Below are 26,056 nucleotides of genomic sequence, written 5' to 3'. Positions count from 1 at the left end.
TGGCGCCTTTCTTTTTATTTTTTGGGCTTTCGGTATCTGATCTCCTGCTCCTTCACCTGAAAACGATTCCATAATTCTCTCTCATCATGTGTGATGGAATCATGCTTTTCCAGCCGGAAGAGGAGTCTAACGACCACCCAAACAATCAAAAGAAATGCAAAAAAGATAACCAGTGTTAGAAAGATCATAAATCGTACCTCCTCCCATTTACTAACAACATATGGGAGGAAGCAAAATAAGATAACCAAATGTGTCAAAAACGTGACGAACCTTCTTTTCTAAAAGGTTGTCACACTTCTCGGCTTCTCGGAAACAGCAAACAGTCTATCCAAAATGGGGAGCTTTTCTGGTGCATCCAGCTCCAACTGGCCGTATTGATACAGCTTGCGTGCCGTTACTACCCCCATCACGAGTGAAGAAAAATCCGAAATATCTAGCTCCACCGAAACGTCAGACTCCGCTGCCTCTCCTACTTCCGGACGTCCATCGACAAACTTGATGAGCCATGTCCCTTCATTCTCAGGCAGGAACGAATCGTGGATCGTCAGCTTTACATTCACTGTTTCCAAACCAAATCGGTGGTGGGACAGCTGACGAAAAAATCCCGGTACATCAATAATCCGATACATCAGACCGACTCCAGATACATGGCTCTCATGATAAATGCTCCATAAAATCGAATCCGTTCCATTGCCCGGGTCGGATAGCAACAAATGAAAATCTTCGTCCGTCGTCGTGAACTCGATTCGCTGAATCTGATCGGCCTGGCTCCGCAGGAAAGAGAGCAGTTGTGCAAGTGCTTCGCGGCTCTCATACTGAAGCTCTCTTACTTCTATGTTGTTGATGAGTTTGTTTTTTTCATGAGCGCTCTGGAACTGGAAAGCGAGATAGCCGGCGAATCTCCCTTCCTTTTTGTAACCGACGACAATCATTTCAGGGACATCGAGGAGTCTGTCCCACTCACGGTCTGTTCGCTTGATCATGCCATGGGTTTGACGGGCGATGCGATGATAGCAAGCAGACAGTTCTTCTTTGTCCTCTTTTCTTATATAAATGATTTTGTCCTTGCCTATAAACGGCAGGCTGGACGGCTTGAACTTGTATTGATGAACCTTGGTCCCTATTCCAAACCCCATTTGCTTGTAAAAATCAACACGAAACGGATAGAGAGAGACCAGCGAGATTCCCCGTTCCCGATAGCTGGAAAGAAAGCCTTGAAGCATCGACATGGCGACCTTTTCCTTTTTATGCAAAAGGTCTACGGCGACCAGCCCAATTCCGCCAGTCAAAAGCGGTGTACCAAGAACATTCATAGGAAAATCGTACCATTTCATTATACCCGCTAATTGTCCATTACGGTAGCAGCCGTGGTAGCTGACATGTGGGTCGTTTTCGATCGTCTCCCTTACGCGTTGGGCAAATCGCTGTCTGCTCTCTGCACCCAGTAGATTGCTTCCAGGGTAGCTCAGCGCTGCTATTCTCACGACCTCATCGATATCGTCAATGGAAACCGGACGAATCTCCTCCATCATCTCATGCACTCCTGTCTGCAAGAAATTGGGTATCTAGGAAAATAGTATCGATGAATGTAACGGCTGGCAATACGAAGTTTGCATTTTTTGGAAAATTGTAACCAAATATTGAAAAACGCCCGCACGCGGCGGACGTTTTCGAATTAGTGAGTCTGCTTGACTCGGTTTCCTTTTGCGATCAAAAGGGTCAGAACAAAGCTGCTTATCGCAAGCACGAAGGTGCCTGTGAAGACCACATGAACACCACTAGCCAATAAGTCTCGGATCTGTGCCAGCTGGGCCACAGGGATCGATCCGTGTTCAAACGAGGCCCCTAAATTCGTATGGCCACCTGCTACAGTCACCATGTTGAACAACATTCCAAATACCGCTGCCCCGAAGGTTTGGCTAAATGTACCCGTGAATGTATTGAGGGCAATGGCAGTCCCCCTCTTGTCGACTTCAACAGACGATTGAATTTTTACCATAACGATTGGGGAAATGAGTCCCATTCCTAAACCAATTGAGCCCACAGCCACATAAATGAGGTATCCCGCTGAGTGAGTGGATAGGAAGCTCAACAATGTTGTCGCTACCGTCAGAACGGCTGTCCCTGCGATAAATAACTGTTCCGCTCGTAGCTTTCCTAACAAGTTCCCCGCAAGGATAGAGCCAATCGTCCAGCAAACTGGCATCGGTGTTAGAACAAAGCCAGCCATCGTCGCGCTTTCGCCCAAGACTCCCTGGCTCCAGATCGGCAAGTAAACCACCATGCTGATTACAATTCCATTGGTCAAGAGCGTCAGCAGATTGATCATGGTTACATTTCGATTGGTAAAAAGCGAAAGCGGAATCAGCGGCTCAGGCGATTTCTTCTCCACCGATACAAACACTAGATAGGTCACCAAAGCAAATACGATCAAGGAAATCGTCACTGGACTGGTCCAGGATTGATTCTGGCTACCTGTTAGCAAGGCATACAACAAGGCGATCGTCCCGACCGAAAAAATAAGCGCGCCCGGATAATCGATATGGCGCTTTTCTTTGACGGCAAGCTTTTCCTTGTACAAAAAGATGAGCATGAAAAACGATACAAGTCCAAAAGGTAAGTTAAGAAAAAAGATATAACGCCACGTCAGTGTATCGACCAAAAATCCTCCGACCAACGGACCTGCCACACCGGAAAGTCCCCATACAGCACTAATCCAGCCCTGCGCTTTTGCCCGGGCAGTCTGCTCCGTATACAAATCTCCGATAATGGTCATCGTAATCGGCATGACTGATCCCGCACCCAAGCCTTGAATGGCACGGAAAATAATAAGCTGCCACATTGACGTCGCCACTCCACAGAGCGTAGAACCTAACAAAAAGATGCCGATCCCGATTAACAACACGTTTTTTCGGCCAAATAAATCAGCTAGTTTGCCGTAAATGGGAGCAGATACGGCAGTGGCAAGCATGTAGATGGCGTATACCCAGCTCACCTGTTCAAAGCCTGCCAAATCACTCGTAATGCGCGGTACGGCTGTACTCACAATCGTTCCTTCCATCGCAGCAAGGAATGTCGAGAGCATAAGGGCAATCATAATCTGTAGTCTCATCTCGATCTCCTCTCTCTATGTACGCATGATCGCGAGTAGCGAAAAAGCATTGTTTAGTATACCACACGAAAGAACAATCTTTCTCGACCAACGAAAAACCTCGTCTTGTCAAATAACAAGCGAGGCATTGTTTTTCCGTTCAGGGCTATCGATTGGCTGCGTTGGCTGCGCGTCGTTTCACTGCTGCAAACACCTGCTGGTAATAATGCACTTCATGCGGTACAAAGTCAGCCTTGGCCGCGATCATTGCTATATCCTTTGGTTCACCATTTTCCATTAGCAAAAATCCATTCACCGTCATCTGTCCGATCTCGCCCGCAAACAACCGCTCTAACTCACGCAGACTGACCCAAAACAGCCCTGTGACTTCTTCTTCCTGTATACGGTACTCGCGTAACGGTTGATCGCATTCATACAAAAATGTATGGCACATTTCCTTATCAATGATAGAGGGGGCAACCATAACATCACGAATTACGCCTAACTGGTCCAATTCCTCAAAGCTCACGGACAAGCCCAGCTCCTCCTCCAATTCCCGCACGCCGTCACATGGCTGTTCCGTGGCGAGAAGATGACCGGCAGAGGTAATGTCGAGCAGATCTGGACAAGTATCCTTTTGTGGATGTCTTTTTTGGAACAACATTTCGATCTGGTCATCTACTACACGATAAATCCAGCAGTGAAAGGTTTGGTGCCACAGCCCCAAGCGGTGTACTTCGCTACGCGCTTCTACCCCGATATGCTGTCCTGCTTCGTCAAATATGTCTAGCTGCTCTTCCTGCATGTTTTCCACCCCATGACCTGTCTCTTGAGCATTTCTCTTCCCCAAGTTATTCCTGGTCCAGAACGCGAATTCCTCTATTGACGATTGACGAAAAAAGGGACAGCGACAAGCGCCATCCCTTCTATCACCATTAGTTGATCGATACATCATCCAGCATCAAGTAGCCAACAGGGCTCAGCCAGAAGCCATTTACATTCTTGGACGTAACCGCCACATGATCAATCGTACGGATTGGAAGAATCGGTACTTCCTTCAGCTCGATTTCTTGCAGCTTTGCGTAAATTTCATTGCGTTTTTGCGCATCTTTTTCGCGACGTCCTTCTTCAATCAGCTTGTCTACCTCTGGATTGTTGTAGAACGCCATGTTACCTGCGCTGCCTTTCGAAGTGCTGTGGAAGACGTTGTACTGGTTGTAGTCGCCATCCCCTGTTGCATTGCCCCAGCCCCCGATGAACATCGCATGCTCACCATTGTCTGCGTACTCCAGATACGCACCGTATTCCATTACTTTGATCTCCAAATCAATGCCGATGCCTTTCAACTGTGACTGGATGACTTCTGCTACGTTCATGCGCTCTTTACGGTCATCTGTCACGATGGTTGTCTTGAAGCCGTTTGGGTAACCTGCTTCTGCGAGCAGTGCTTTTGCTGCATTGACGTCATACGCGTAATCCTGGAGATTCGGGTTGTAGCCGATGACTTTTGGTGACAGCGAGGAAACAGCCTGTGTTCCTACATTGTTGTATACCCCTTGTACAATGGCTTGCTTTTCGATAGCATGTGCGACAGCTTGACGTACACGTACATCATCAAATGGCTTTTTCTGCACGTTAAAGCCGATGTAATCCACACCCAAGCCTTCTGCACGCACCATGTTCATCCCAGGAGATGCCTGTGCACGCTCTACTTCCGTCACGGGAAGCTGGTCGCCGATGTGCGCTTCGCCTGCTTCGATCATCGCTACACGCGTCGTATCTTCTGGAACAACCTTATACAATACTTCATCTACCTTTGGCTTTTCACCCCAGTAGGTATCATTTTTTGCGAGTTTCATTTCTTGACCCGGTGCCCATGATGTAAATTTGAAAGGTCCGGTTCCCACAGGCTGCTTCGCCAATGTATCGGAATGCTCGGCGATTGCTTTCGGGCTAATGATACTTCCTTCTGAGCTAGCCAAGATGGAGAGCAGCGGTGCAAAAGGATACTCCAGTACGAAATGTACTGTCTTATCATCTACGATCTTAATTTCCTTGATCATGGAGAAGTTGGATGCACGCGGTGATGCAACCTTTGGATCGCGTACACGTTCGAACGTCTTTTTCACAGCGTCTGCTGTAAAGGGTGTACCATCGTGGAACGTAACACCCTCACGGAGCTTGAACTCCCATGTCAAGTCATCGAGCTGTTTCCATTCAGTTGCTAGAGTAGGCTTGTACTCGCCGTTTTTATCGCGAGAAACCAAGCTCTCATACACTTTTCCATACACATAGTTTGCCGAAGGAATATTGGAGATGAAATGCGGGTCCAGATTATTGGCGTCTGCCTTGCGAGCGACAATCAGGGTTCCCCCTTCTTTCGGCGCTTCAGCAGCAGTTGTATTCGTCGAACCGGATTGCTCCGAGTTCGCACCACCACATCCAGTCAGCGCAACACTAACCGTCAATGTCAGAGCCAACAAGGAACCGACCATGCCCGTTTTCTTCATTTGTGTCTACCCCCTGTAGAATACTGTCGAAAATTCTGAATGTATTTCTTATTTGCATTATACGGTAGATCCCCAACCGAACCTTTCAGCATCTTTACATCAATTTATAATATTTTTACTTTTATTTAATTTTGTACAGATTAAAAAACGTGAAAATATACTCGATACCGTAGCCGCGGTAGAGAAGCGTGTTTCCAGTCTTCGCTTCGGCCTACGCCCCGCAAGGGGGTGAAGACTGTCCGCTCCGGTATGAATGACGGGAGCCGCTTCAAAAGTGGTTGCCTCGAGGAGGTATTCGCACGTTGAAGCTAAAAACGCTCCCATCATTCATCCCTCCGCTTGGTCGGGCTCCAGAGGCGCTATGACTGGAAACACGCTTCTTTGACGTTGCTTGTGTCTATTTTTCGATCTATGTATGAAAAGCAACAAGAAAATGTTTGAAGGTTCTTCATGATTGTTCTTCTGTAGCATTCTAATATATGGATTTTGCTATGAAAATCATTTTATAGTTAGTTAAGTAATCAATTGTCACCTTGAATCTACTTTCAAGATGTCCCCAAAGCTACGCCGGAAGAAGTGCATTTCCAGTCCAAGCGCCTCTGGAGCCCATCTCAGCATAGGAATAAATGGCGGGGAATTTCAGCTTCATTTATGAGATACTTCTTCGAAACTGTCTACGTTTGAAGCGCTCCCGCCATTTATTCCGAAGCGGACAGTCGATCCCCCTTGCGGGGCGGAGGCTGAAGCGTAGACTGGAAATGCACTTCTTCTCCACTACAGCCACTTTTAAAGCACATGAAAAATCCGACCTTCTTAAGAAGATCGGATCGTATTTCCTACTCTTTATTGTTTCTGCCAAACTATCTTGCCCGAGAAAACCACTGCTTCCTTCGGAGATAGTCTGGCCACAGCCTCGGCGGAGCATTTGGCACGGACAAAAACCGCATTTGCCTCATCTCCGACTTTCGGCCAAACTTGATTGCCAGCTTGATCCAGTGGGGTCACGCCACCTGTAACGAATCCCAGTGCACGCGATAGAGATCGCTCATCGATCCACCGGAACCGTTCAGCCAGACGGTTTGCCTTTTGCAGCATATCTCCTGTTCCAAATGGGTCCCAATGATCAGTAATGTTGTCATTGCCCAATCCAACATGGACGCCTTTGGCATGAAGCAACGGAATTGGGATGGTTGGCATATCAATGGGAACAGCCGACATGACAGCGATTTGCTGCTCGGTGAAAAGCTCCGCGACCTCTTTGGCCACCGCAGTCGGTACCTCTCCTAGCCCGTAAGCATGGCTGACAGTGACTCGACCTTGCCACCCCGCATCCTTCGTCATTGCAGCCAATTTTTTCATCATATAAACACCCAAATGACCAGGCTCGTGCAGGTGAATGTCCACATCCGCATTCGCTTCAACCGCTATATCCATCATCGTATCAAGTGATTTCTCGATATCATCGTCAAACGTGGCAGGATCGACACCACCGACGAGTCCGGCTCCATGCTTCATCGCCTCACGAACGAGGGAAACAGAATCACTGCGCAGCAAGCCATGTTGGGGAAACGCGACAATTTCCCAGGAAAGTTTTTCACGGTAAGTCGCCAATGCCTCTAATGTGGCTTCCAGATTTTTCAGCCCAATGACCGGGTCAATGTTGCAATGCGTCCGCACGTGAGTAGCGCCGTGCGATTGCACTAGCTCCAGCAGCTTTTCTGCACGCTCACGGGCAACGGGAAGCTGGAGGGGTAGCAGTTCCTGCTCTTGCTCGATTCGAAAAAAACGATTGGGAGCAGGAAGAACAGCTTGCCACGGACCTCCATAAAATGTTTTGTCTAAATGAATGTGCATTTCCCGGAAAGAAGGAAGCATCAGTAGGCCTTGTGCATCCCACACAGATACCCCGTCAGGTATATCTGACAGCGCAGGTACGATTTTCTCAACGCGACCGTCCGTGAGCAAGACGTGGAAACGCTCCGTCTTTGTTCCCGTCACGATGCCATTCTCCTCTATATACCCACATTCCAGACTCGCATTTTTGATCCACAAGCTTGCTTTCATGCTTCGTCTCCCATCCTTTTCTCTCTAAATGTTTGCGTTATTCGATCGTAATGCCTTTGATCATCATATACCCAGAAGGGCTGATCCAGAAGCCTTTGATGTTTTTGCTGACTGCAGCGACATGTTCAAGATTGCGGATCGGGACGATTGGTGCTTCTTGCTTTTCAATCTCCAATACCTTCCCATAAATTTGCTTGCGTTTTTCCGTATCCTGCTCGCGGCGCCCCTCTTCGATCAGCTTGTCCACTTCTTTATTCACGTAGAATGTTGTGTTACCGCCTTTGCCCAAAGAACTGGAGTGGAACAGATTGTACTGGTTGTAGTCAGCGTCTCCAGTGGCATTGCCCCAGCCGCTGATGAACAGCTCTGTCTCACCGTTGTCTTCTGCATCCAAATAAGCTCCATACTCAAGCACTTTTACCTCTACATCAATGCCGATTCCTTTTAACTGGGACTGAATGACTTCCGCAGCATTAATCCGTTCCTTGCGATCGCCTGTCCACAAGGTTGTCTTGAAGCCGTCTGGGTAGCCTGCTTCTTTTAACAGGGCCTTCGCCTTATTCGGATCGAACTCGTATCCTTTTAACGCCCCATCGTATCCTAGAACCTTCGGACTCACTGCTGAATTCGCTTTCGTTCCGACATCGTTGTACACACCTTTGATAATCGCATCTGTCTCAATCGCATAGTTGATCGCCTGACGAACACGGATGTCGTCAAACGGCTTCTTCTTGGTATTGAACCCGATGAAATCTGTCCCTAAACCCTCTGTTCGGTACAAGCTCATATGAGGGGAATTACTGACGCGGTCAATTTCCGTTACCGGCAATGGTTCAGCGATGTGCGCCTCTCCCGTCTCTACCATGGCTACGCGGGTCGTGTCCTCCGGTACGACTTTGAAGACGGCCTTCTTGAATTTTACCTTCTCTCCCCAGTAATTGTCATTTTTCACGAGTACAATCTCTTGGCCAGGTGTCCACGATTCGAATACAAACGGTCCTGTACCGACGGGATGTTTGCTCAGGTCCTTGCCATATTGCTCTATTGCTTTTGGGCTGATGATGCTGCCTTCGTGGTTGGCGAGGATCGACAGTAATGGGGAGTACGGGTAGGCTAACTTGAATTGCACGGTGTAATCATCCACTACTTTTATTTCCGAAAGCATCTTAAACTGAGACGCGCGTGGAGAGGCGACTTTTTCATCGCGTACGCGTGCGAATGTTGCTTTCACCGCTTCGGCGTTAAACGGCGTACCATCGTGGAAGCTGACTCCCTGACGTAGCTTGAACTCCCAGTTGACATCGTCCAACTGCTTCCATTCCGTGGCTAGCATTGGTTTGAACGCCATGTTATCATCTCGCTGGACAAGACCTTCGTACACATTGTGATGGACCACACTCGCTGCATTGATCGCTGAAATAAAGTGCGGATCCAGATTGTTTGCGTCAGACTGCCGTGCAATCACCAGCGTCTGATCCGTTGCCGGAGCTTCCTTCGCAGTCGGAGTCCCTGCCGTACCTTGCTCTGTACCCGATGAACAGCCTGTAAGCACGAGGCCAACGCTCAGAATACCTACCAGCATTGAACCTAGCATCTTTTGTTTTTTCACTAGACTCGCCCCCATTTTATTCTTTCTTTGTATAATCAATCAGCATAGCTCGTTCCCAATGGACGAAGCTATGCTGATCGTGAAGCACTTTTTTGCTGAAATTATGGCATGGTTACATCGTCGATCTCAATGTGTCCTGCTGGGCTGATCCAAACTCCTTCTACGCCTTTTTGAATCGCTGCGAGGTTTTCTGAGAAGCGATATGGTACCATTGCCGCTTCGTCCATTTCGATTTGCTGTGCTTTTTCGTAGATTTGCTTCCGTTTTTCTTCGTCTTTCTCTTTGCGGCCCTCATCGATCAGCTTGTCCACTTCCGGATTGCTGTAGAAAGCATGGTTGCCGGCTGCCCCTTGCGACTTCGTGTGGAACAGATTGTATTGGTTGTAGTCTGCATCGCCTGTGGCATTTCCCCAACCGCTGAGGAACAATTCTGTTTCGCCTTTGTTGGCTGCTTCAATATAAGCACCGAACTCTAGCACTTTCACTTCCAAATCGATATTGATTTGTTTCAGCTGTTGCTGCAGCACCTCTGCCAAGCTTACTCGTGCCTTGTTATCATTTAAGTAAATGGTTGCTTTGAAGCCGTTTCCGTATCCAGCTTCCACCAACAGCTTTTTGGATTTTTCCAGATCGTAAGGCAAGTCTTTTACATTCGGGCTGTAACCAACCATGGACGGGGTAATGGAGGAATGAGCAACCGTCCCGACATCGTTGTAGACCCCTTGAAGGATGGTTTTCTTATCGATCGCATGTGCAATCGCTTGACGAACGCGTACATCATCGAATGGCTTCTTCGAGTTGTTAATCCCGATATGATCGCTAGCGAAAGCAGGGTAACGGCCAAGTGTCATACTCGGAGAATTTTTCACCCGATCAACTTCTGTCACTGGCAATTGCTCAGCTACATTCGCCTCTCCTGTCTCGACCATCGCGAGTCTGGTCGTATCCTCTGGAACGGTCTTGAAGACGACTTTATCCAGCTTCGGTTTGTCGCCCCAATAGCTGTCGTTTTTCACCAGGACGACTTCTTGTCCAGGTGTCCATGATTCGAATTTATAAGGCCCTGTTCCCGTTGGATGCTTGGTCAAATCTTTCCCATACTGTTCAATCGCTTTTGGTGACAAAATTCCCCCCTCCGCACTGGCGAGCACAGACAGGAGTGGTGCGTATGGATAGTGCAGGATGAATCGAACCGTTGTATCATCCACGACCTTTACTTCCTTAATGGCTTCAAACAAATTGGCGCGGTTAGAGCCTACAGCCGGGTCTTGAACACGTGCAATCGTCTTTTTCACAGCTTCCGCATTGAATGGCGTGCCATCGTGGAATGTCACACCAGAGCGGAGCTTGAATTCCCATGTCACATCATCGAGCTGCTTCCATTCAGAAGCGAGTGAGCCTACATATTTGCTTTCTTTGTCCATCCGAACGAGACCCTCGTATACCTTGTGATGAATGATGGCGGCGGAATTGATTTGCGTTAGAAAATGTGGGTCAAGGTTGTTCGCATCAGACAAGCGAGCGATGACGAGTGTCCCGCCTTCTTTGCCAGCTGGTGATGAAGCATTGGTTTGCCCTGAAGAATTGGAAGTCCCTCCTGCTTCAGGTGCTTGTGAGCAGCCTGCCAACGCTGTAGAAACCGCAACGGTCATGGCAAGCAGCGTCTGGAAAAAGCGCGTCTTTTTCATGTAGTTATCCCCCTCTTTTGTGAAAAACGTCTCGATGTTTTTCATCCATGTTGATGTGACTGCTTGCGGTCAAAAAAACAGTCGTGACCGCTTTTTGCGCCAGATGTACTTGAATATTTTGACCATTCGCGCATATTTCATTTTACCCACTATTCTGTCACTGTGTTTTCACTCTCTTTACTTGTATTTTCACTTTCTTTACTCTTTTTTTCACTTTTTCTACTTTTATGCGAATCATGCAATAAAAATAGACTTGGAGTATATGTTGCTGTAGTGGTGGGGAGGAAACAGGAGAAAACGCTCAGATTCTAGGGCCACCCCTTGGGGGATTGACTGCACGACTCCATGCAAAAAGCGAAACCGCGTCCAAAGTAGACGATTCAGGAGGTTTTTCAGAGGTGGACGCTTAAGAGCGTGTTTCGCTTTTTGCATTCCGTCTCGGTCGGTGTCCCTAAGATCATTAAAGATTGAAGAAGATCATCAGTTACGCCAGAGAAGAATATTTCCAGACGTAGCGACTTGTGGAGTCCTACCAAGCGGAGACGGGATTTGGGGCAAAAGAAACGCAACCGTGCCCGCGCGACGAAGCGGCTACCACTTTTGCGTTTCCCCGCAAATCCCTTCGGAGCGGACAGTCTTATCCCTCAGCAGGACGGAGCCTGGAGCCTAGACTGGAAATATTCTTCTCCCCACCGCAGCCACAATACTGGCTTCGCCAAGATTTTTGGTGAAGCCTTCGTACCCAAAGAGCAAAAGTCTTCCATGTCGATATGAATTTTTATAAATTCTTATCTACTAAAAAAAGACCCTCTCCATTTGGTAGAGAAGGTCTCTAGCTCCTGCTATTGAATTGTGACTTGGCTCACGTCAATGTACCCGGATGGACTGATGTACACACCCTGTACATTTTTTGCAATGGCTGCGAGGTTTTCACTGCTGCGGAATGGCAACAACGGCACCTCCTCCATCTCGATTTGCTGCGCCTCTGCGTAGATTTCCTTGCGCTTCTCTGGATCTTTTTCCTTACGCCCCGCCTCGATCAGCGCATCGACTTTCGGATTATTGTAGAAGGAATGGTTGCCTGGCACACCTGCTGACGTGCTGTGAAAGAGGTTGTACTGGTTGTAATCGGCATCCCCGGTCGCATTGCCCCAGCCACTAATGAACATTTGCGCTTCCCCTTTTGCCGCCAATTCCAAATACGCGCCGAACTCCATCACTTGAATCTGCAAGTCGATCCCGATTCCCTTCAGCTGGGATTGCAGCACTTCTGCCACATTGATCCGCGCCTTGTTGTCATTGAGATAGATGGTTGCCTTGAATCCGTTGGCGTAGCCTGCTTCGGTGAGCAATTGCTTCGCTTTATTCAAATCGTAGTCTGGCGTTTTAATATTCGGGCTATAGCCGATGACTTTTGGACCTAATGACGAGATGGCTACTTTTCCGACATTGTTATAGACCCCTTTAATAATTGCTTCCTTATCAATCGCATGGGCGATGGCCTGACGGACACGAACATCGTCAAAAGGCTTCTGCTTGACGTTCATCCCGATATGGTCAACCGCGAATGATTCGAACCGCCCCAAAGACATGCTCTGCGAGTTCTGTACCCTTTCCAGTTCAGTGACCGGTAGCTGCTCTGCGACATGAGCTTCCCCTGTCTCCACCATGGCTACACGTGTCGCATCCTCAGGGATGGTCTTGAAAACGACTTTTTCCAGCTTCGGCTTGTTTCCCCAATACTTCTCGTTTCTCACCAAGACGATTTCTTGTCCAGGTGTCCATGATTCAAAGATGAACGGCCCCGTCCCTACTGGTTTCTTGGACAACTCTTTGCCAAATTCCTTCATCGCCTTCGGACTAATGATGCCACCCTCGGCACTAGCCAGAACGGACAGGAGCCCTGCGAACGGATAATGTAAAATAATCTCCACCTTCAGTGGGTCAATGACCTTCACTTCTTTAATCATGCCAAACATGTTTGCTTTGGGAGTCGGATTGTCTTTGTCCAAGATGCGGTCGATCGTCTTTTTCACCGCTTCCGCATTAAAAGGCTCCCCATCGTGGAAGGTAACACCGTCACGCAGTGTGAACTCCCAGGTGACATCATCTTTTTGTTTCCATTCTTTTGCCAAAAGAGGTTTGTACTCGCTATTCCGATCCATCATGACCAGACCTTCATAGAGCTTGTGCTGCGTCACCGCCATGGAGTTAATCTGGGTACTAAAATGCGGGTCCAGATTATTGGCATCGGACAAGCGCGCAATAATCAGGGTACCACCTCCACCTGCTGCGGCGGATGAAGACGCGGGGCTAGTCGAAGCTTGATTGGAGTTGGACGCGGAATTCGTCCCACTGGACGTCTGACTGCCACCACAGCCTGTCAAGACTGTGGAAACCAAGACAGACAGGGCGAGAATGGATCGTAGCATGTGCTTCTTCTTCACTGTGAATGCCCCCTTATTCTGGATGATAGAATGAAATGAATATGACATGACTAAATATTACTAATTTTCTCACTATTAATCTTTTCATTATCTTTACCTTTCTTTTCACTTTCTTTACTATGTCTTTTTTGAATGTTAAAAATAACTCTATTGAATTTACTTACCATAGTGGCGGAGAAGAAAAAGCACAGGTCTCTTCGACTCTGACACGCCCGCAAGGGGGGATTCACTGGACGTCTCCACTTAAAAAAGGGGACCGTCGAGCCAAAGCCACCCTACGGGCGGACGTTTCTCGAGGAAGAAGTGTTCGACAAGCGTGGTCCCCTTTTTTAAGTTCCGACTGGGTAGGCTTTGTCAAGGTCTGCGAGCCCTGTGCTTTTTCTTCTCACTAGCTTGAGGTTTAGCGATAGCTTCTAAAACTTAAGAAGATAAAAAACCATCCCTCAAAAAGGGATGGCCGTGCATGAAAGAACATTTATAGTTCAACATCTTTGTCCCACCGTCTTTCCAGATCCCTCACGGTCGAGCTTTTCTCGACATCCTGTTCATTCTTGTAAGTTCCCAGCATGACGTCAAAAACAGGGCTGGTAACACCGTACCAATAATGTTCGTTTTTGAAGTGATGCCATAGATGGAGCTTTTTCATCCAGCGCCCCCATGGAGATATGGGTTGAACCGGGCGGTGGGCGATATAATGCGTCCATTCATAAAATAGCAGAAATCCGATCACGCCTGTAACAAAGGCATTGGTGATAATCGCGTCGGAAGTGAGCAGATAACAAATGGCTCCGGTTCCTGCAATGAGCGGCAAGCTGTACCACACGGGCAAGAATAGCAGGTGCAAGTTGTTGGGATCGGCGTGATGATCGTAATGGAGGCGCTTTAACATTTGGAGAAAAAATGGATTTCGAGGCGGTTTGAGGTGAAAGAGAAATCGATGAAACAAGTATTCGCTTGCCGCATATCCAATCATCCCCGCCACGAGTGCCACCCATGTTTTCAACACGTACCATTCAGAAAGAGTGATAGACAAGCTAATCAGAAATAGGATGCTCATGATGAGGATATCCGGAAACGTAAAGAATTCCTTTAGATACTTTGCCTTCAACAAAAACGCCCTCCTCTTGTGTTCCTTCACTTGTCTTGTTCCAACACGGTTCGGTTTCTCCACAGCTCCAAACTTTTTTCCATTGCCTTTCTGGCTACACGCTCTGCTTCGATGTAATCACCTTGTAAAGCGACGTTCAAAAGTTCATGGTAATAATGCCAAGATGCCTCGCGGTGTTCCGGGGTGGAAAAATACTTTCGTGCCATTTTTAGGTAAAAGGAATCAAAACTGTTTACAATCAGTAAATAGATAGGATTTGGGGAGAGCCTCGTCAGATTTTTCTGTAGCTCCCAGTCAAACGCTGCATAAGAATCAGCATCAGGTTTCAGTTGATCGAGATTGGCAAGCAATGCGACCACCTTCGGCTGATGAGCAGCAACCGCGTTACGAATGTAAACAGGCGCCAACGATATCCGCAGTTCCAGCAAGTACGAAATAAACTCATCCGTAACATCGTCGTGGTTTTGAATGATATGGACTAGGGTCATGATATTGCCTTGATGCCAATAATCGTTGACAATTGCCGGATGTCCTTTCCGCACAGTTATCCATCCATCTCTTTCCAAGCGTTGCAGTGCTTCTCTAACGGTTGGCCGACCTACTCCGTAGTACTCTGCCAACTCCCGTTCCGGCCGTAGCGTACTTCCTGCAGGATACTCTCGGGTCAAAATTGCTCTGATTAATTTCTTCTCAATTTGATCCGACGACCGTTCCTTCCTTCCCCCTTTTTTCTCCATTGTCATGTTTCCCTCCCTGCATTGTTGGTCCTACAGCAAATCTTTGTGGTATTACCACAAAAGGTAATATTTTACACAACTCCTGTCAAGAGGTGAAAAACTTGGACTTACCAGTACCCACGCGAAATTGAGTGCTCCTTCTCCAGCTCAAAAAAGGCATAGCCCTCTCCCGAAAAAGAGAAGGCTATGCCTCTTATTTTGCTGGCGTGACTATTCTGTCACCTTTACCGACCAGCCAAACTTGTCTTCACGCTCACCGTACTGGATTCCTGTCATCTCGTCGTACAGTCTCGTGGTCAGTTCCCCTGTTTTTTCACCGTTGATGATCATCTGATGTCCGTTCCAGTTCAGATCACCGACTGGGGAAATAACAGCTGCTGTTCCCGTGCCGAATGCTTCTTCCAGCTCACCATTGACGTAAGCGGTATGCAGGTCTTCCATGGAAATCCGCTTCTCTACGACTGGAATTCCCCAGTCCTTGAGCAATTGGATCGTTGAATCTCTCGTGATCCCCTCCAAGATGCTACCGTTTAATGCTGGGGTCCACACTTCCCCTTTTACCTTGAAGAACACGTTCATGCTGCCTACTTCTTCAATATATTTGTTCTCTACACCATCCAGCCACAGCACTTGCTCATAGCCTTTTTCTTTTGCTTCCACTTGTGCTTTCAGACCGCCTGCGTAGTTGCCCGCCACTTTTGCATTTCCTGTTCCGCCTCTTACCGCACGAACATAGTTGTTTTCTACGTAAATTTTCACGGGCTTCATTCCACCCGCATAGTACGCTCCAACTGGAGAAAGAACGATCACCAATTTGTACGTATGCGAAGCGCGCACACCAAAGCATGGCTCTGTCGCGATTACGAAGGGACGAATGTAGAGAGACTGTCCGCTTTCTGTTGGAATCCATTCTTTATCTACTGCCACCAGCTGTTTCAATGCCTCGACCATGAATTCCTCGTCGATCAGCGGCATGCTCATACGCTCCAATGAACGGTTCATACGCTTGAAGTTTTGATCAGGACGGAACAAGCGAACCTTGCCCTCTTGATTGCGATAAGCTTTCAAGCCCTCAAACACAGCTTGTCCGTAATGGAACACCATTGCTGCCGGGTCCAATGTCAGCGGAGAGTAAGGGACAATTTGTGGATCATGCCATCCTTTACCTTCAGTATAATCCATGGTGAACATATGATCGGTAAAATGCACACCGAACCCCAGCTTGTCAGAAGCTGGTTTCTCTTTTTTCTGTTCTGTCCGGGTAATTGTTAACTGACACTCCATCTTCTACATCTCCCTTAGTATGAAAACCACGATTTGAAACTTCCTATATATACAAAATAGCAACAATTTTGCATGATTTCCAGCGTAAGTTTGTCCTTCCTCTATAATTTCTGGTTATTTAGCGAAAACTTCGCAAAAATTTCGTGATTGATTTTTTTCTTCGCCAGGCAGGATGAAAGGAATAGGTATCCCGAAAGGAATGGATAGCGACAGAATGAGGAGGGATATGTATGACCACGCACCTTCGCTTGCACGGAAAAATTGCCATAGTAACAGGAGCCAGCCGCCTTCAAGGGATTGGGGCTGCTATTTGTAAAATGCTTGCCTCACACGGAGCCGATATTTTCCATACGTATTGGACCGCCTATGACCAATCCATGACGCATGGGATTCAAAAGGATGAACCCGCCATCTTGCAGGAAGAGATCAAATGCTACGGAGTCAGATGTGCCGGGATCGAGATCGACCTGTCACAGCCTGATGCCTACAAAGAGGTGCTTGACGCAGCTGCAGCACAATTGGGCGCTCCGAGCATCCTCGTCAACAACGCTTGCCATTCAACAAATGACGGCTTCGAGGCGCTGGATATCGCTAGTTTGGACGCACATTATGCCATCAATGTGCGGGCAACCACAATGCTCAGTGTGGAATTTGCACGTCGCTTCTCCCAACAACGCGGAGGCCGAATCATCAACATGACATCTGGTCAGTCCAAAGGCCCGATGGTCGGTGAGATCGCGTATGCGGCAACAAAAGGAGCCGTGGATGCCCTAACGACGACACTTGCTGTCGAAGTAGCTACGAGAGGGATTACGGTCAACGCTGTAAATCCAGGGCCCACCGATACTGGCTGGATGAACGACGAAATCAAGCATTACCTTTTGCAGCAATCTCCATTCGGCCGGGTCGGACAGCCCAAGGATGCAGCGCGTCTGGTAGCTTTTCTGGCAAGTGACGAAGCGGAGTGGCTTACGGGACAAATCATGCATTCCGAAGGCGGATTCATCCGGTAAGTGAAAAAGCACAATCCGCCGTTTCTAGCAGATTGTGCTTCTTCTATTTATTCAAGCTATGGTTTACTCACGATTGGGAAAGATGGCTTGAACAGCTCTTTTTCGCCCAGCTGTTGATAGTCGCGCTCGACGTAGCCTAGACGCATTTTGTCAAAGTAACGCTGTCCTTTCGCTCTGATCTCTTCCAGATCAACTCCTGGCAGGAGGCGGTCTTTCATCACGGTGCGCCCAGCGATGATGGAGAGCTTCACATCACGGCCTGAGCCACACGTGATGATCGTACGGATTGGATCATCAACCGCACCCATGTGGAAACCGTCCAGATCGATAGCAATGATATCTGCTTTTGCCCCCGGTGCCAATCGTCCCAGATCATCTCTGCCAAGGAAGCGTGCGCCGCCCAATGTCGCTGCGCGGTAAATATCCGCGTAGCTGGAATCCGTAACATCGCCTTCCACCAACCGAGACAGCATGCTGGCTGTGCGAATGTTTTGGATGAAGTCAGGCGGGAACGTATCGGTTCCAATCGCGATGTTGACGCCGCGACGTTTGTAACGGGCAAACGATTCGAGAGCCTCACCGTGGCGGCCTACTACGAGCGGGCAGTGAATCACGGTCGTACCTGTCTCTTGCAGGATCGCCAAATCGTCTCCCTCACCGAATTTCGCTTTACTAAAGCCTGGAATGAAATGTGCGTGCGGAATTGCTGTTTTCTTCCCGAGGAAGCCGATCTCATTCAGGAACTGAATCGGTGATTTGCTATGACGACGATGGATTTCCGTATATTCATAGAGACCTTGTGCAGCATGCAGACGGATCGGACATCCGAGCTCCTCGCTGAAGTGCTTTGTGTTGATCAGGTTTTCTACAGACTGTGACTCGATTCGCTCTGGTGCCAGCATTCCACGGATGAGTCCGTTGTGAGCCCCATCGAAATCTTTGACAAATTGGACAGCCCGCTCCAGCCCTGCTTGTCCTTCTGCTTCGTTCCACAGTACTTCGATCTCTCCATTTGCCTTCACAACACGCATGCCGGACTGATAGCTCGGCCCCATGTACATACGCAATCCCAAGCGCCCTGCATGAACAGCTGCGGCTGCCAGCTCCTCATACGTTTCCGCCCAGCGCTTGTAGAAAACGGATGTAATCGGCATCGCTGTCGTTACTCCATTTAGAATCAGTTGACTATAGGCGTAAAGGGATTTGAATGCCTCTTCCTCAGGGGTCATTACCTCATGGTAGCCTTTACGGTAGTAGTCTTCCGACCAGAGCATGTTTTTGTTTCGAGCAGAGGCTTGCTCCAAATGTAAGATGTCGTGATCAATATCACCCAACGCATTCAGGTCAATGAAGCCCGGACTGACTACTGCATTGCCCGCATCGATTACTTCATCTACCTCGCCATCAAAATGGTGCCCCACATACAAAATGGTGTCATTCTCGTAAACGACTTCCCCATCTTTGATAATCACATGATCTTCGCCGTCAAAACCGATGACATATTTTGCGGTTATTTTCTTTTTCATGATGATCCTCCCTACTCTTTTTCGTTCCGACCTCTCCACTCGGTTGTATCCTTCGTTATTATAGGAAATATTCTGTAAAATTTGTTTCAAAACCTTTACGTGTATTTGCACAATCTTTACTCCTTTTCGAAAACAGGCAAGATTCCATACAATACGTAAAGATCATGCAAAAACTAGTAAAAAAGATGAAAACCCTTGTTCAAAATATTCACTACAATTAAGAGAGACAGCTAGACCGAACTCTCATCCACTACTTGCAAGATAGAGAAAGGGCTGATTTCTAGTGATACAAGCTTTTTGGTTAACCAACGTCCGTCTCGATAAAGGATTTGAAACAGGAGACGACGGTGTCTTTCACACAATCTCGGAGATCTGTCATTTAAAAATCGAAGACGGCAAAATCGCAGAGATCGTATCCGCGACCGAACCACTCGACACCCCTTTACCACAAGAAGATGCAAAAGGTTTATTGGCCCTCCCCTCTTTTGTTGAAAAGCATAATCATCTGGATAAAACGTATGCAGGCGCAACCTGGAAATCCTGCCTCCCTCCGAAAAAACTGATCGATCGCTTGGAGTTCGAAGCAAAAGAAATGCCGCTGATGACGGGAACGACCAAAGAGCGTGCTCAAGCGATGCTCCAGCTCCATATTAAAGGCGGTGCCACACATGTGCGCACACACGTGAACATCGATCCATACATCGGGCTGAAAAACCTAGAGGGTGTGCGTGCAGCACTAGAAGAGTACAGTGATCGTCTGACGTATGAAATCGTTGCTTTCCCGCAGCAGGGGCTGTTGCGCACACAAGCAAGCTCCTTGATGAGACAAGCGATGAAGGAAGGCGCTACACTGGTTGGGGGCTTGGACCCGGCTGGGATTGATAATGAATTGGAAGGCTCCTTGCGTGAAATGATGGACATTGCGGTGGAAGCAGATGCAGATGTCGATATTCACCTGCATGATCCGGGGACACTCGGCTTTTATACGATCAAAAGACTGCTTGATCTAACCGAGGAAGCTGGCTGGCAGAACCGTTTGGCAATCAGTCATGCCTTTGCGCTCGGAGATGTGTCGATGGAGGAGTCCTCGGACATGGCAGATCGATTGTCCCAGCTGGGAACGATGATCATGACAACCGTTCCGATTAATCGTGCAATGCCACCTGTTCCGATGCTTCATGCCAAAGGTGTACAAGTCGCACTTGGTTATGATGGGTTCTACGATTCGTGGTCGCCATATGGTACAGGCGATATGCTGGATAAGCTAAACCGTCTGGTTGAACGCTACCGTTGGGTCGATGAGATATCATTGGTGCAATCGTTGTACTTCATCACCGGAGGAAAAACAACGCTCGATAAAGATGGCAACCGTGCATGGCCAAAGGTTGGCGACGAGGCGAGCATCGTGTTTGCAGAAAGCTCCTGCTCTGCGGAAGCGATTGCGAGAAAATCTCGTCGGGCTGCTGTTATGTTTAAAGGGAAAATTGTGCATGGTGCTTTGGAGAGAATGGGAGAAACAAAGTAGCCAGTTAGATACGAGGGCTTCGCTGATTTTTCAGGGGAGCCTTTTTTCTTTGGGTTTAAATCGAGCCTTGGGTGGTGAGGAGAAAAAAGAAGAAAACGCTCAAGTTCTTGGGCTACCTCCTATGGGGTCATCCCTGCCCAGCTCCATGGAAAAAAAGAAACCCGCGTCCAAAGTCGCGCCTCTGCGAAGTATTTCAGAGGTGGACGCTAAAGGCAGGTTTCTTTTTTTCCATTGCGCTTCGGCTGGTATCCCAAAGACTTTCGCTTATTTCTTCTTTTTTCTCTTGCCAGCTTGGGTGTTTGTTCGCGACTAAAAGCTTGAGCTATTGAACCCGTCATTTTGTAACCAAGCCTTAGTTAAGAGCTTTACACCAAGCTGAATTTCATCAGTTGATAAATTACTGAAACCAAGTCTGACGATTGGGTGATCGGTTTTGTTTTTAATGAAGAAGAGTGAAGTCGGATAGACTTTAACTCCCTGAAGGGACGCTTGTTGAATGAGCCATTCTTCTGAACGCTCCAGGTGTACTTTGACTAATACGTACAAACCAGACTGCTCCCCAATGATTGAAATATGGTGTGTGAAGTACTTCCTTAACTCACTAACGAAATGCTGCATTTTTCGTTTATAGACAAGACGCATGCGTTTAATATGGCGATTCCATTCCCCTTCTTCCATAAATTTCGCCATGGCAAATTGGCTAAGGAGTGAAGTGGTGCTCTCGAAATGTGCGAATTGATTTTTATAACAGCTGATCAGTGGCTGTGGCAATACCATATAACTTAAACGAATTCCTGGCAGAAAGCACTTCGAGAAGTTTCCGAGATAAATAACCCTCGTTGAATCGATGGAAGCGAGAGCCGGAAATGGCTGTTGGGTATAGCGGTATTCACTATCATAATCGTCTTCGATAATATAGCCTTGTCTATTTTTTGCCCAATGGATGAGTGCGTGCCTTTGCTGAATGGGCATACTTACCCCATATGGACTGTGATGGGATGGCGCCACATAAATCAACCGTGATTTCATTTGTTCCAGGTGTGAAAAATCAGCACCTGTCTCATAAACGGGTAACGTTTCCAGTGTAAAACGATTTAATTGAAAAGCTTTCCTAGCTCCATCATAACCAGGGTCCTCCACAATCACGCTAGAAAAATCATGTTTCAGGACAAGACCGAGATACACCAGCATTTGTTGTGTACTACTGCCGATAATGATGGCATCTGGTTCTGTTCTCACCCCACGAGACTGGAGTAAATAGGCTGCAATCTGCTCACGCAGGCCCCATTCACCAAAAGGTTCCCCGTACCGAAAGCTGTCCTTTTCCATCAATACCTGATTCGAAATCCTCCGCCACGTTTTTAAAGGGAAATGCGATTGATCGACAACGTCAGCGCGAAAATCAATGCGAACAGAGGGTACCGGCTCTGTTTGCTTGTGAGCAGAAGAGCTACGGGCCTCATGAAATAAAACGGGCTCTAACTCATTCACAAAATAACCTTTTCGGCCTTCTCCACGAATATACCCTTCCGCAACAAGCTGTTCATACGCCATTAATGTTGTATTACGGCTTACATGTAAGGAATCTGCGAGTTGACGAATGGAGGGCAATGGCTCATCCGCCTTTATGTCGCCTTGTTCAATAAATGATTTAAATTTCTCATAGATTTGTTTGTATTTAGGAGAGCTATCCTTGAATGTAAAAATGGTATTTTTCATTTTGAAACCCTTCTGACATGTATATTTGTTTGTTATTGTATCTTTTTTTATGTCAGTTTGTATCATAAGCTTGGTTCAAATACAAGTTGAAAGGATGGTTACTATGTACATTCCTAAGCTATATCGTATGGAACATGATGAGGCCGTTCAGATGATGAAGGCTAACCCGTTTGCCCTATTGATTACGGTTGATGAACATCGCCCGTTGGCTACACATATCCCGTTGGAAATTCGTGAAGAGGACGGGAAAATCTATGCGACTGGGCACATCGCATACGGAAACATGCAGAAAAAAACGTTGGATAACGATAGAGATGTTTTGCTGATTTTTCAAGGACCGCACGCTTATATTTCGTCAAGCTGGTATGAGAGTGAACAGGTTCCCACATGGGACTATCTCGCTGTACATGCGTATGGGACAGCACGTATTCTCACGAAGGATGAACTCAAGTCGGCTTTGGATACGATGCTGACACACTATGAATCTCACCGAGAAAATGGTCGGCTCTGGGAGACATTTGATCCTGAATTGCTTGAGAGAGAAATGAAAGGAATCGTTGGTTTTGAAATTGAAATCACCTCGATCCAAGGGGCAGCCAAAATGAGCCAAAATCGCAACAACACCGATTATCAATCAATTGTGACAGAGCTTGAAAAATCAAAGGATCAAGAGGAAATTCAGGTTGCTCAGTGGATGCGTGAGCAACGAAAAGAGTTATTCAAGTGATCAGCCTATAGATACAACAAGGAGTTGCTTCTTATGGAGTTTTCAACTATTTGGCTATTTGTCGTTGCCGCTTCTACATTGTTAATCATACCTGGACCAGCTGTGCTCTATATTATGGCAAGAAGTATTGATCAAGGGAAAAAAGCAGGTCTAGTATCAGTTCTAGGAGTGTCTCTTGGTGGTTCTGTTCACGTTTTAGCTGGAGCAATCGGAGTTTCTGCGATCCTTATGACATCAGCAACAGCCTTCCATATCGTAAAATACTTGGGCGCTGCTTATCTTATCTATTTAGGGTGCAAGACATTATTTTCAAAATCTGATAGCACTACTTCCGAAATTCCAAAAGCCCCTCGCAAAAAATTACGAAAGATTTTTTACGAATCAGCGCTTGTGGAGGTAATGAACCCCAAGACAGCACTCTTCTTTTTAGCCTTCTTTCCGCAATTTATCGCACCTACTGCTGGGTCAGTCACCGTTCAATTTTTGCTGTTAGGAACGATATTTATTATCCTCGCTTTTATTAGCGATGGTCTGTATGCCGTTCTCGCAGCAAGTATGAGAAAGCGGATTGTGGGTAGTACAACGAGTTCAAAGGTAATGAATCGCGTCACTGGTTATTTCTATATTGCTCTCGGGATTTTCTCCGCCTTTGCGAGCCCCTCCAAAACATAATCAATGAAATGAAACGGAGAGATAGGTTATGTCCAGATTTATCGTAGAAGATGATTTTTGGTCGTTATTTCCGCATGCAAAAATAGGCATCGTGATATGCCAAGGGATTGATAATTCAAGTAGGGACGTTGAAAAATACGAGAAGCTACTGCGGGAGGCAGAAAAAGAAGCACACAAATTTTTACGCCTGGAGGAATTTAGCAGTAATCCTGTCATTTCCGTTTGGCGAGAAGCTTTTCAGAAATTCAAGACCAAGAAAGGGGCAAGGTGTTCCATTGAAGCTTTATTAAAAAGAGTGAAAAATGGCAATCCGATCGGAACCATAAACCCGCTTGTTGACATCTATAATTCCATTTCCTTGCGTTATGGATTTCCCTGTGGTGGAGAAGATATCGACACTTTTGTAGGCGATATTCGGCTAACGCAAGCAAATGGCAACGAACCGTTTCTCCCATTGGGACAGGATGAAAATGCTTCGCCCTATGAAGGGGAAATTGTTTATAAAGATGATGAAGGTGCCATATGCAGATGCTGGAATTGGCGGGAAGCCCAGAGGACGATGCTAACAGAAAACACGAAAAATGCATTCCTCTGTATGGAATTAGTAGATGAAACAAGAATCGATGAATTCCATATGGCGCTAAAAGAATTGTCTGATCTCGTGCCACTTCATCTTGGCGGTATGGTGAAAATGGAAGTGCTAGATATCCATCAGAAGGAAATGACCCTCTATAGTTAAACAACCGGCAGCCAAATTCACTGGCTGCCGTACTTCGTGTTTTAGAACATTCCATTCTCATTGGGGGAATCAGCCGGTATAGGTTGGCCTACATCCCACAATTCGACGATTTGGTCGTTATGGAAACGGAAGATATGAACCACAGCTCCCCCAAGATCCTCTTGGTTTTGCTTCACATGAGAATGAACGGCAACGATATTCCCCTCTTCGATGGCACGTTTCACTTCGAGAATCTTATGCGGATTCTTTGCGGCGTTCTCTTCCATTGCGAGCATGAGAGAATGAGCATCGCCACGGAAAAAGGGATTATGGTGGCGGAAATTCGGACCCGCGTATCTTTGGTATGCTTCTCGCACATTCCCCGACGCTACCAGTTGCAAGAACGACACCGCATTCTCTTTGAGAATAGTCCCCATAACCAATCATCCTTTCTTTATCAAGATACCCGTTCGTATAACACGTCTATTTATGCCCAACTTTTTGCACTTTTTAACACTCCTCGTCACTTGCTATGCTTTCAATCTTGCCATACGTATTTACTATTTCTTCTGTATACCTAATTAACCTTTTTCCCATATCCGTTACTCCTCTATTCTGTCATTACCATTTTCTAGAGGAAACCGCTCATCTTGCCTGCTACGGTGAGGTATAATAGTCAAAGCAAAGGGGGCGGGAAGCTGTGGCATGGTTAATCGGTCTAGCCTGTAGCGCTGGGATTGCGGGGGCGGCTTATGTAAAACGGTCGCTGTCTGGTTCCGGCTTTTTGGCGGCCGTGATAGTGGGCACCGTGATGTACGCACTCGGAAGCCCTATCTGGTTCGGCTCCCTCATCGCTTTTTTTGTCTCGTCCACTTTATTATCCAAGTGGAAAAAGCATAAAAAGGAAGAGGCCGAGAGCGGTTATGAGAAAACAGGGAGACGCGATGCTGGCCAGGTGCTCGCAAACGGCGGGCTAGGGTTGCTGTTATGTATGGCAAATTGGGCGTGGCCGCATCCGCTTTGGTGGTACGCGTTTCTCGGCGTGATGGCGGCGGTCACAGCCGATACATGGGCGACAGAAATCGGCGGCTTGAGCCGGAAGCCTCCGCGATCGATTAAGACGGGGCAGCGTGTTCCTCCTGGTACTTCCGGCGGTGTTTCTAGTCTCGGCATGGGTGCTTCGCTTGCCGGTGGACTATTTATCGGCGGTACAGCGTGGCTGCTGCTTGCGGTAGCCGGTCACCCCGCGCCGGATGTGATCACACCTGCCCTTAGACTGGCAGCGTGGATCGGCATAGCAGGACTGGCGGGCCTGGTAGGGTCACTGGTCGATTCATGGATCGGTGCAACATGGCAACAAATGTACCGTTGCAGCGTTTGCGGTCGAGAAATCGAGCAGGCCCGTCACTGCGGTAAGCCAGCCATCCGAATCCGCGGTCGCGCTGGTTGGAACAACGATGCCGTCAATGTCGCTGGCTCACTTGCAGGTGGTGCTTTCGCCGTCTTATTGGCGCTGGCAATCGGCTTGCTGTTTGACCTATGACCTATAAAAAACGGAAAGACTTCGTATCACGAAACGATACTGAGTTTTTCCGTTTCTTTATGTTGAGGCACAAGT

22 protein-coding genes are annotated in these 26,056 nt (G+C 47.5%); 7 read left to right on the top strand and 15 right to left on the bottom strand.

Annotated elements, in window-relative coordinates; all coding sequences use genetic code 11:
* Positions 1 to 14: 14 nt before the first annotated feature.
* The 12 genes from BBR47_RS31190 to BBR47_RS08240 all read right to left on the bottom strand — a co-directional run bounded on the left by BBR47_RS31190 (position 15) and on the right by BBR47_RS08240 (position 16,538).
* The gene (locus BBR47_RS31190) at positions 15 to 188 is read right to left on the bottom strand and encodes a hypothetical protein (protein WP_016739076.1); all 174 of its coding nucleotides are present in this window, start codon (positions 186 to 188) and stop codon (positions 15 to 17) included.
* A 90-nt stretch (positions 189 to 278) separates the two neighbouring features.
* Complete coding sequence (locus tag BBR47_RS08300) at positions 279 to 1,529, bottom strand: GNAT family N-acetyltransferase (RefSeq protein WP_041749806.1); 1,251 nt, start codon at positions 1,527 to 1,529, stop codon at positions 279 to 281.
* Between the two features lie 146 nt (positions 1,530 to 1,675).
* A complete protein-coding gene (locus BBR47_RS08295; protein WP_012685316.1) occupies positions 1,676 to 3,112 on the bottom strand; it encodes an MDR family MFS transporter in 1,437 nt (478 codons plus the stop codon).
* A 145-nt stretch (positions 3,113 to 3,257) separates the two neighbouring features.
* Positions 3,258 to 3,896, bottom strand: a complete 639-nt coding sequence (locus BBR47_RS08290; RefSeq protein WP_012685315.1) for an NUDIX hydrolase — start codon at positions 3,894 to 3,896, stop codon at positions 3,258 to 3,260.
* Positions 3,897 to 4,026: 130 nt separating this feature from the next.
* Complete coding sequence (locus BBR47_RS08285; protein ID WP_012685314.1) at positions 4,027 to 5,601, bottom strand: glutathione ABC transporter substrate-binding protein; 1,575 nt, start codon at positions 5,599 to 5,601, stop codon at positions 4,027 to 4,029.
* Positions 5,602 to 6,444: 843 nt separating this feature from the next.
* Positions 6,445 to 7,665 (bottom strand): amidohydrolase family protein, encoded by a 1,221-nt coding sequence (locus tag BBR47_RS08280; RefSeq protein WP_012685313.1) that lies wholly within the window; start codon positions 7,663 to 7,665, stop codon positions 6,445 to 6,447.
* 37 nt (positions 7,666 to 7,702) lie between these two features.
* Positions 7,703 to 9,274: a glutathione ABC transporter substrate-binding protein gene (locus tag BBR47_RS08275; protein WP_012685312.1), complete on the bottom strand. Its 1,572-nt coding sequence runs from the start codon at positions 9,272 to 9,274 to the stop codon at positions 7,703 to 7,705.
* Between the two features lie 101 nt (positions 9,275 to 9,375).
* On the bottom strand, positions 9,376 to 10,962 hold the full coding sequence (locus BBR47_RS08270) for a glutathione ABC transporter substrate-binding protein (protein ID WP_012685311.1): 1,587 nt from the start codon (positions 10,960 to 10,962) through the stop codon (positions 9,376 to 9,378).
* 842 nt (positions 10,963 to 11,804) lie between these two features.
* Positions 11,805 to 13,409: a glutathione ABC transporter substrate-binding protein gene (locus tag BBR47_RS08260; protein WP_012685310.1), complete on the bottom strand. Its 1,605-nt coding sequence runs from the start codon at positions 13,407 to 13,409 to the stop codon at positions 11,805 to 11,807.
* 475 nt (positions 13,410 to 13,884) lie between these two features.
* Positions 13,885 to 14,517 carry a sterol desaturase family protein gene (locus tag BBR47_RS08250; RefSeq protein WP_012685309.1) on the bottom strand — a complete coding sequence of 211 codons (633 nt, stop codon included), beginning with the start codon at positions 14,515 to 14,517 and terminating at the stop codon, positions 13,885 to 13,887.
* A gap of 26 nt (positions 14,518 to 14,543) precedes the next feature.
* Entirely contained in the window at positions 14,544 to 15,260 is a 717-nt protein-coding gene (locus BBR47_RS08245) for a GntR family transcriptional regulator (RefSeq protein ID WP_012685308.1), read from the bottom strand.
* Positions 15,261 to 15,464: 204 nt separating this feature from the next.
* On the bottom strand, positions 15,465 to 16,538 hold the full coding sequence (locus BBR47_RS08240; protein WP_012685307.1) for a branched-chain amino acid aminotransferase: 1,074 nt from the start codon (positions 16,536 to 16,538) through the stop codon (positions 15,465 to 15,467).
* A 230-nt stretch (positions 16,539 to 16,768) separates the two neighbouring features.
* Between BBR47_RS08240 and BBR47_RS08235 the strand changes: the two genes are divergently transcribed.
* On the top strand, positions 16,769 to 17,551 hold the full coding sequence (locus tag BBR47_RS08235) for an SDR family oxidoreductase (protein ID WP_012685306.1): 783 nt from the start codon (positions 16,769 to 16,771) through the stop codon (positions 17,549 to 17,551).
* A gap of 56 nt (positions 17,552 to 17,607) precedes the next feature.
* Here BBR47_RS08235 and BBR47_RS08230 read toward each other — a convergent pair whose 3' ends face one another.
* Positions 17,608 to 19,077 (bottom strand): amidohydrolase family protein, encoded by a 1,470-nt coding sequence (locus BBR47_RS08230; protein WP_012685305.1) that lies wholly within the window; start codon positions 19,075 to 19,077, stop codon positions 17,608 to 17,610.
* Positions 19,078 to 19,360: 283 nt separating this feature from the next.
* Here BBR47_RS08230 and BBR47_RS08225 point away from each other — a divergent pair, with 283 nt between their 5' ends.
* Positions 19,361 to 20,602: an amidohydrolase family protein gene (locus BBR47_RS08225; RefSeq protein WP_012685304.1), complete on the top strand. Its 1,242-nt coding sequence runs from the start codon at positions 19,361 to 19,363 to the stop codon at positions 20,600 to 20,602.
* Complete coding sequence (locus BBR47_RS08220; protein WP_041749313.1) at positions 20,568 to 20,915, top strand: hypothetical protein; 348 nt, start codon at positions 20,568 to 20,570, stop codon at positions 20,913 to 20,915. The genes BBR47_RS08225 and BBR47_RS08220 overlap by 35 nt, the downstream gene beginning before the upstream one ends.
* Here the strand turns inward: BBR47_RS08220 and BBR47_RS08215 are convergent.
* Positions 20,912 to 22,321: a PLP-dependent aminotransferase family protein gene (locus tag BBR47_RS08215; protein WP_012685303.1), complete on the bottom strand. Its 1,410-nt coding sequence runs from the start codon at positions 22,319 to 22,321 to the stop codon at positions 20,912 to 20,914. The genes BBR47_RS08220 and BBR47_RS08215 overlap by 4 nt on opposite strands.
* A 103-nt stretch (positions 22,322 to 22,424) precedes the next feature.
* On the opposite strand from BBR47_RS08215, the gene BBR47_RS08210 reads away from it, so the two are divergent.
* From BBR47_RS08210 to BBR47_RS08200, 3 genes are read left to right on the top strand one after another with little or no spacing between them, the layout of a single operon-like run.
* The gene (locus tag BBR47_RS08210; RefSeq protein WP_012685302.1) at positions 22,425 to 23,048 is read left to right on the top strand and encodes an FMN-binding negative transcriptional regulator; all 624 of its coding nucleotides are present in this window, start codon (positions 22,425 to 22,427) and stop codon (positions 23,046 to 23,048) included.
* A gap of 33 nt (positions 23,049 to 23,081) precedes the next feature.
* A complete protein-coding gene (locus tag BBR47_RS08205; protein ID WP_012685301.1) occupies positions 23,082 to 23,720 on the top strand; it encodes a LysE family translocator in 639 nt (212 codons plus the stop codon).
* A 28-nt stretch (positions 23,721 to 23,748) separates the two neighbouring features.
* Positions 23,749 to 24,459: a B3/B4 domain-containing protein gene (locus tag BBR47_RS08200; RefSeq protein WP_012685300.1), complete on the top strand. Its 711-nt coding sequence runs from the start codon at positions 23,749 to 23,751 to the stop codon at positions 24,457 to 24,459.
* A gap of 41 nt (positions 24,460 to 24,500) precedes the next feature.
* Here the strand turns inward: BBR47_RS08200 and BBR47_RS08195 are convergent, their stop codons facing one another.
* Positions 24,501 to 24,875: a nuclear transport factor 2 family protein gene (locus BBR47_RS08195; RefSeq protein ID WP_012685299.1), complete on the bottom strand. Its 375-nt coding sequence runs from the start codon at positions 24,873 to 24,875 to the stop codon at positions 24,501 to 24,503.
* A gap of 263 nt (positions 24,876 to 25,138) precedes the next feature.
* Between BBR47_RS08195 and BBR47_RS08190 the strand changes: the two genes are divergently transcribed.
* Positions 25,139 to 25,981, top strand: a complete 843-nt coding sequence (locus BBR47_RS08190; protein ID WP_012685298.1) for a DUF92 domain-containing protein — start codon at positions 25,139 to 25,141, stop codon at positions 25,979 to 25,981.
* The last annotated feature ends 75 nt before the right edge of the window (positions 25,982 to 26,056 follow it).

The organism is Brevibacillus brevis NBRC 100599, assembly GCF_000010165.1.
Lineage (GTDB): Bacteria > Bacillota > Bacilli > Brevibacillales > Brevibacillaceae > Brevibacillus > Brevibacillus brevis_D.
Note: the sequence above shows the minus strand (reverse complement) of the source record. Positions and strands in the feature narration are given on the sequence as shown.

Bases quoted from the DNA above. Each gene is read 5' to 3' on its own strand.
- BBR47_RS31190 (WP_016739076.1), bottom strand. From the start codon at position 188: ATGATCTTTCTAACACTGGTTATCTTTTTTGCATTTCTTTTGATTGTT.
- BBR47_RS08300 (WP_041749806.1), bottom strand. From the start codon at position 1,529: ATGGAGGAGATTCGTCCGGTTTCCATTGACGATATCGATGAGGTCGTG.
- BBR47_RS08295 (WP_012685316.1), bottom strand. From the start codon at position 3,112: ATGAGACTACAGATTATGATTGCCCTTATGCTCTCGACATTCCTTGCT.
- BBR47_RS08290 (WP_012685315.1), bottom strand. From the start codon at position 3,896: ATGCAGGAAGAGCAGCTAGACATATTTGACGAAGCAGGACAGCATATC.
- BBR47_RS08285 (WP_012685314.1), bottom strand. From the start codon at position 5,601: ATGAAGAAAACGGGCATGGTCGGTTCCTTGTTGGCTCTGACATTGACG.
- BBR47_RS08280 (WP_012685313.1), bottom strand. From the start codon at position 7,665: ATGAAAGCAAGCTTGTGGATCAAAAATGCGAGTCTGGAATGTGGGTAT.
- BBR47_RS08270 (WP_012685311.1), bottom strand. From the start codon at position 10,962: ATGAAAAAGACGCGCTTTTTCCAGACGCTGCTTGCCATGACCGTTGCG.
- BBR47_RS08245 (WP_012685308.1), bottom strand. From the start codon at position 15,260: ATGACAATGGAGAAAAAAGGGGGAAGGAAGGAACGGTCGTCGGATCAA.
- BBR47_RS08240 (WP_012685307.1), bottom strand. From the start codon at position 16,538: ATGGAGTGTCAGTTAACAATTACCCGGACAGAACAGAAAAAAGAGAAA.
- BBR47_RS08235 (WP_012685306.1), top strand. From the start codon at position 16,769: ATGACCACGCACCTTCGCTTGCACGGAAAAATTGCCATAGTAACAGGA.
- BBR47_RS08230 (WP_012685305.1), bottom strand. From the start codon at position 19,077: ATGAAAAAGAAAATAACCGCAAAATATGTCATCGGTTTTGACGGCGAA.
- BBR47_RS08220 (WP_041749313.1), top strand. From the start codon at position 20,568: ATGGTGCTTTGGAGAGAATGGGAGAAACAAAGTAGCCAGTTAGATACG.
- BBR47_RS08215 (WP_012685303.1), bottom strand. From the start codon at position 22,321: ATGAAAAATACCATTTTTACATTCAAGGATAGCTCTCCTAAATACAAA.
- BBR47_RS08210 (WP_012685302.1), top strand. From the start codon at position 22,425: ATGTACATTCCTAAGCTATATCGTATGGAACATGATGAGGCCGTTCAG.
- BBR47_RS08205 (WP_012685301.1), top strand. From the start codon at position 23,082: ATGGAGTTTTCAACTATTTGGCTATTTGTCGTTGCCGCTTCTACATTG.
- BBR47_RS08200 (WP_012685300.1), top strand. From the start codon at position 23,749: ATGTCCAGATTTATCGTAGAAGATGATTTTTGGTCGTTATTTCCGCAT.
- BBR47_RS08195 (WP_012685299.1), bottom strand. From the start codon at position 24,875: ATGGGGACTATTCTCAAAGAGAATGCGGTGTCGTTCTTGCAACTGGTA.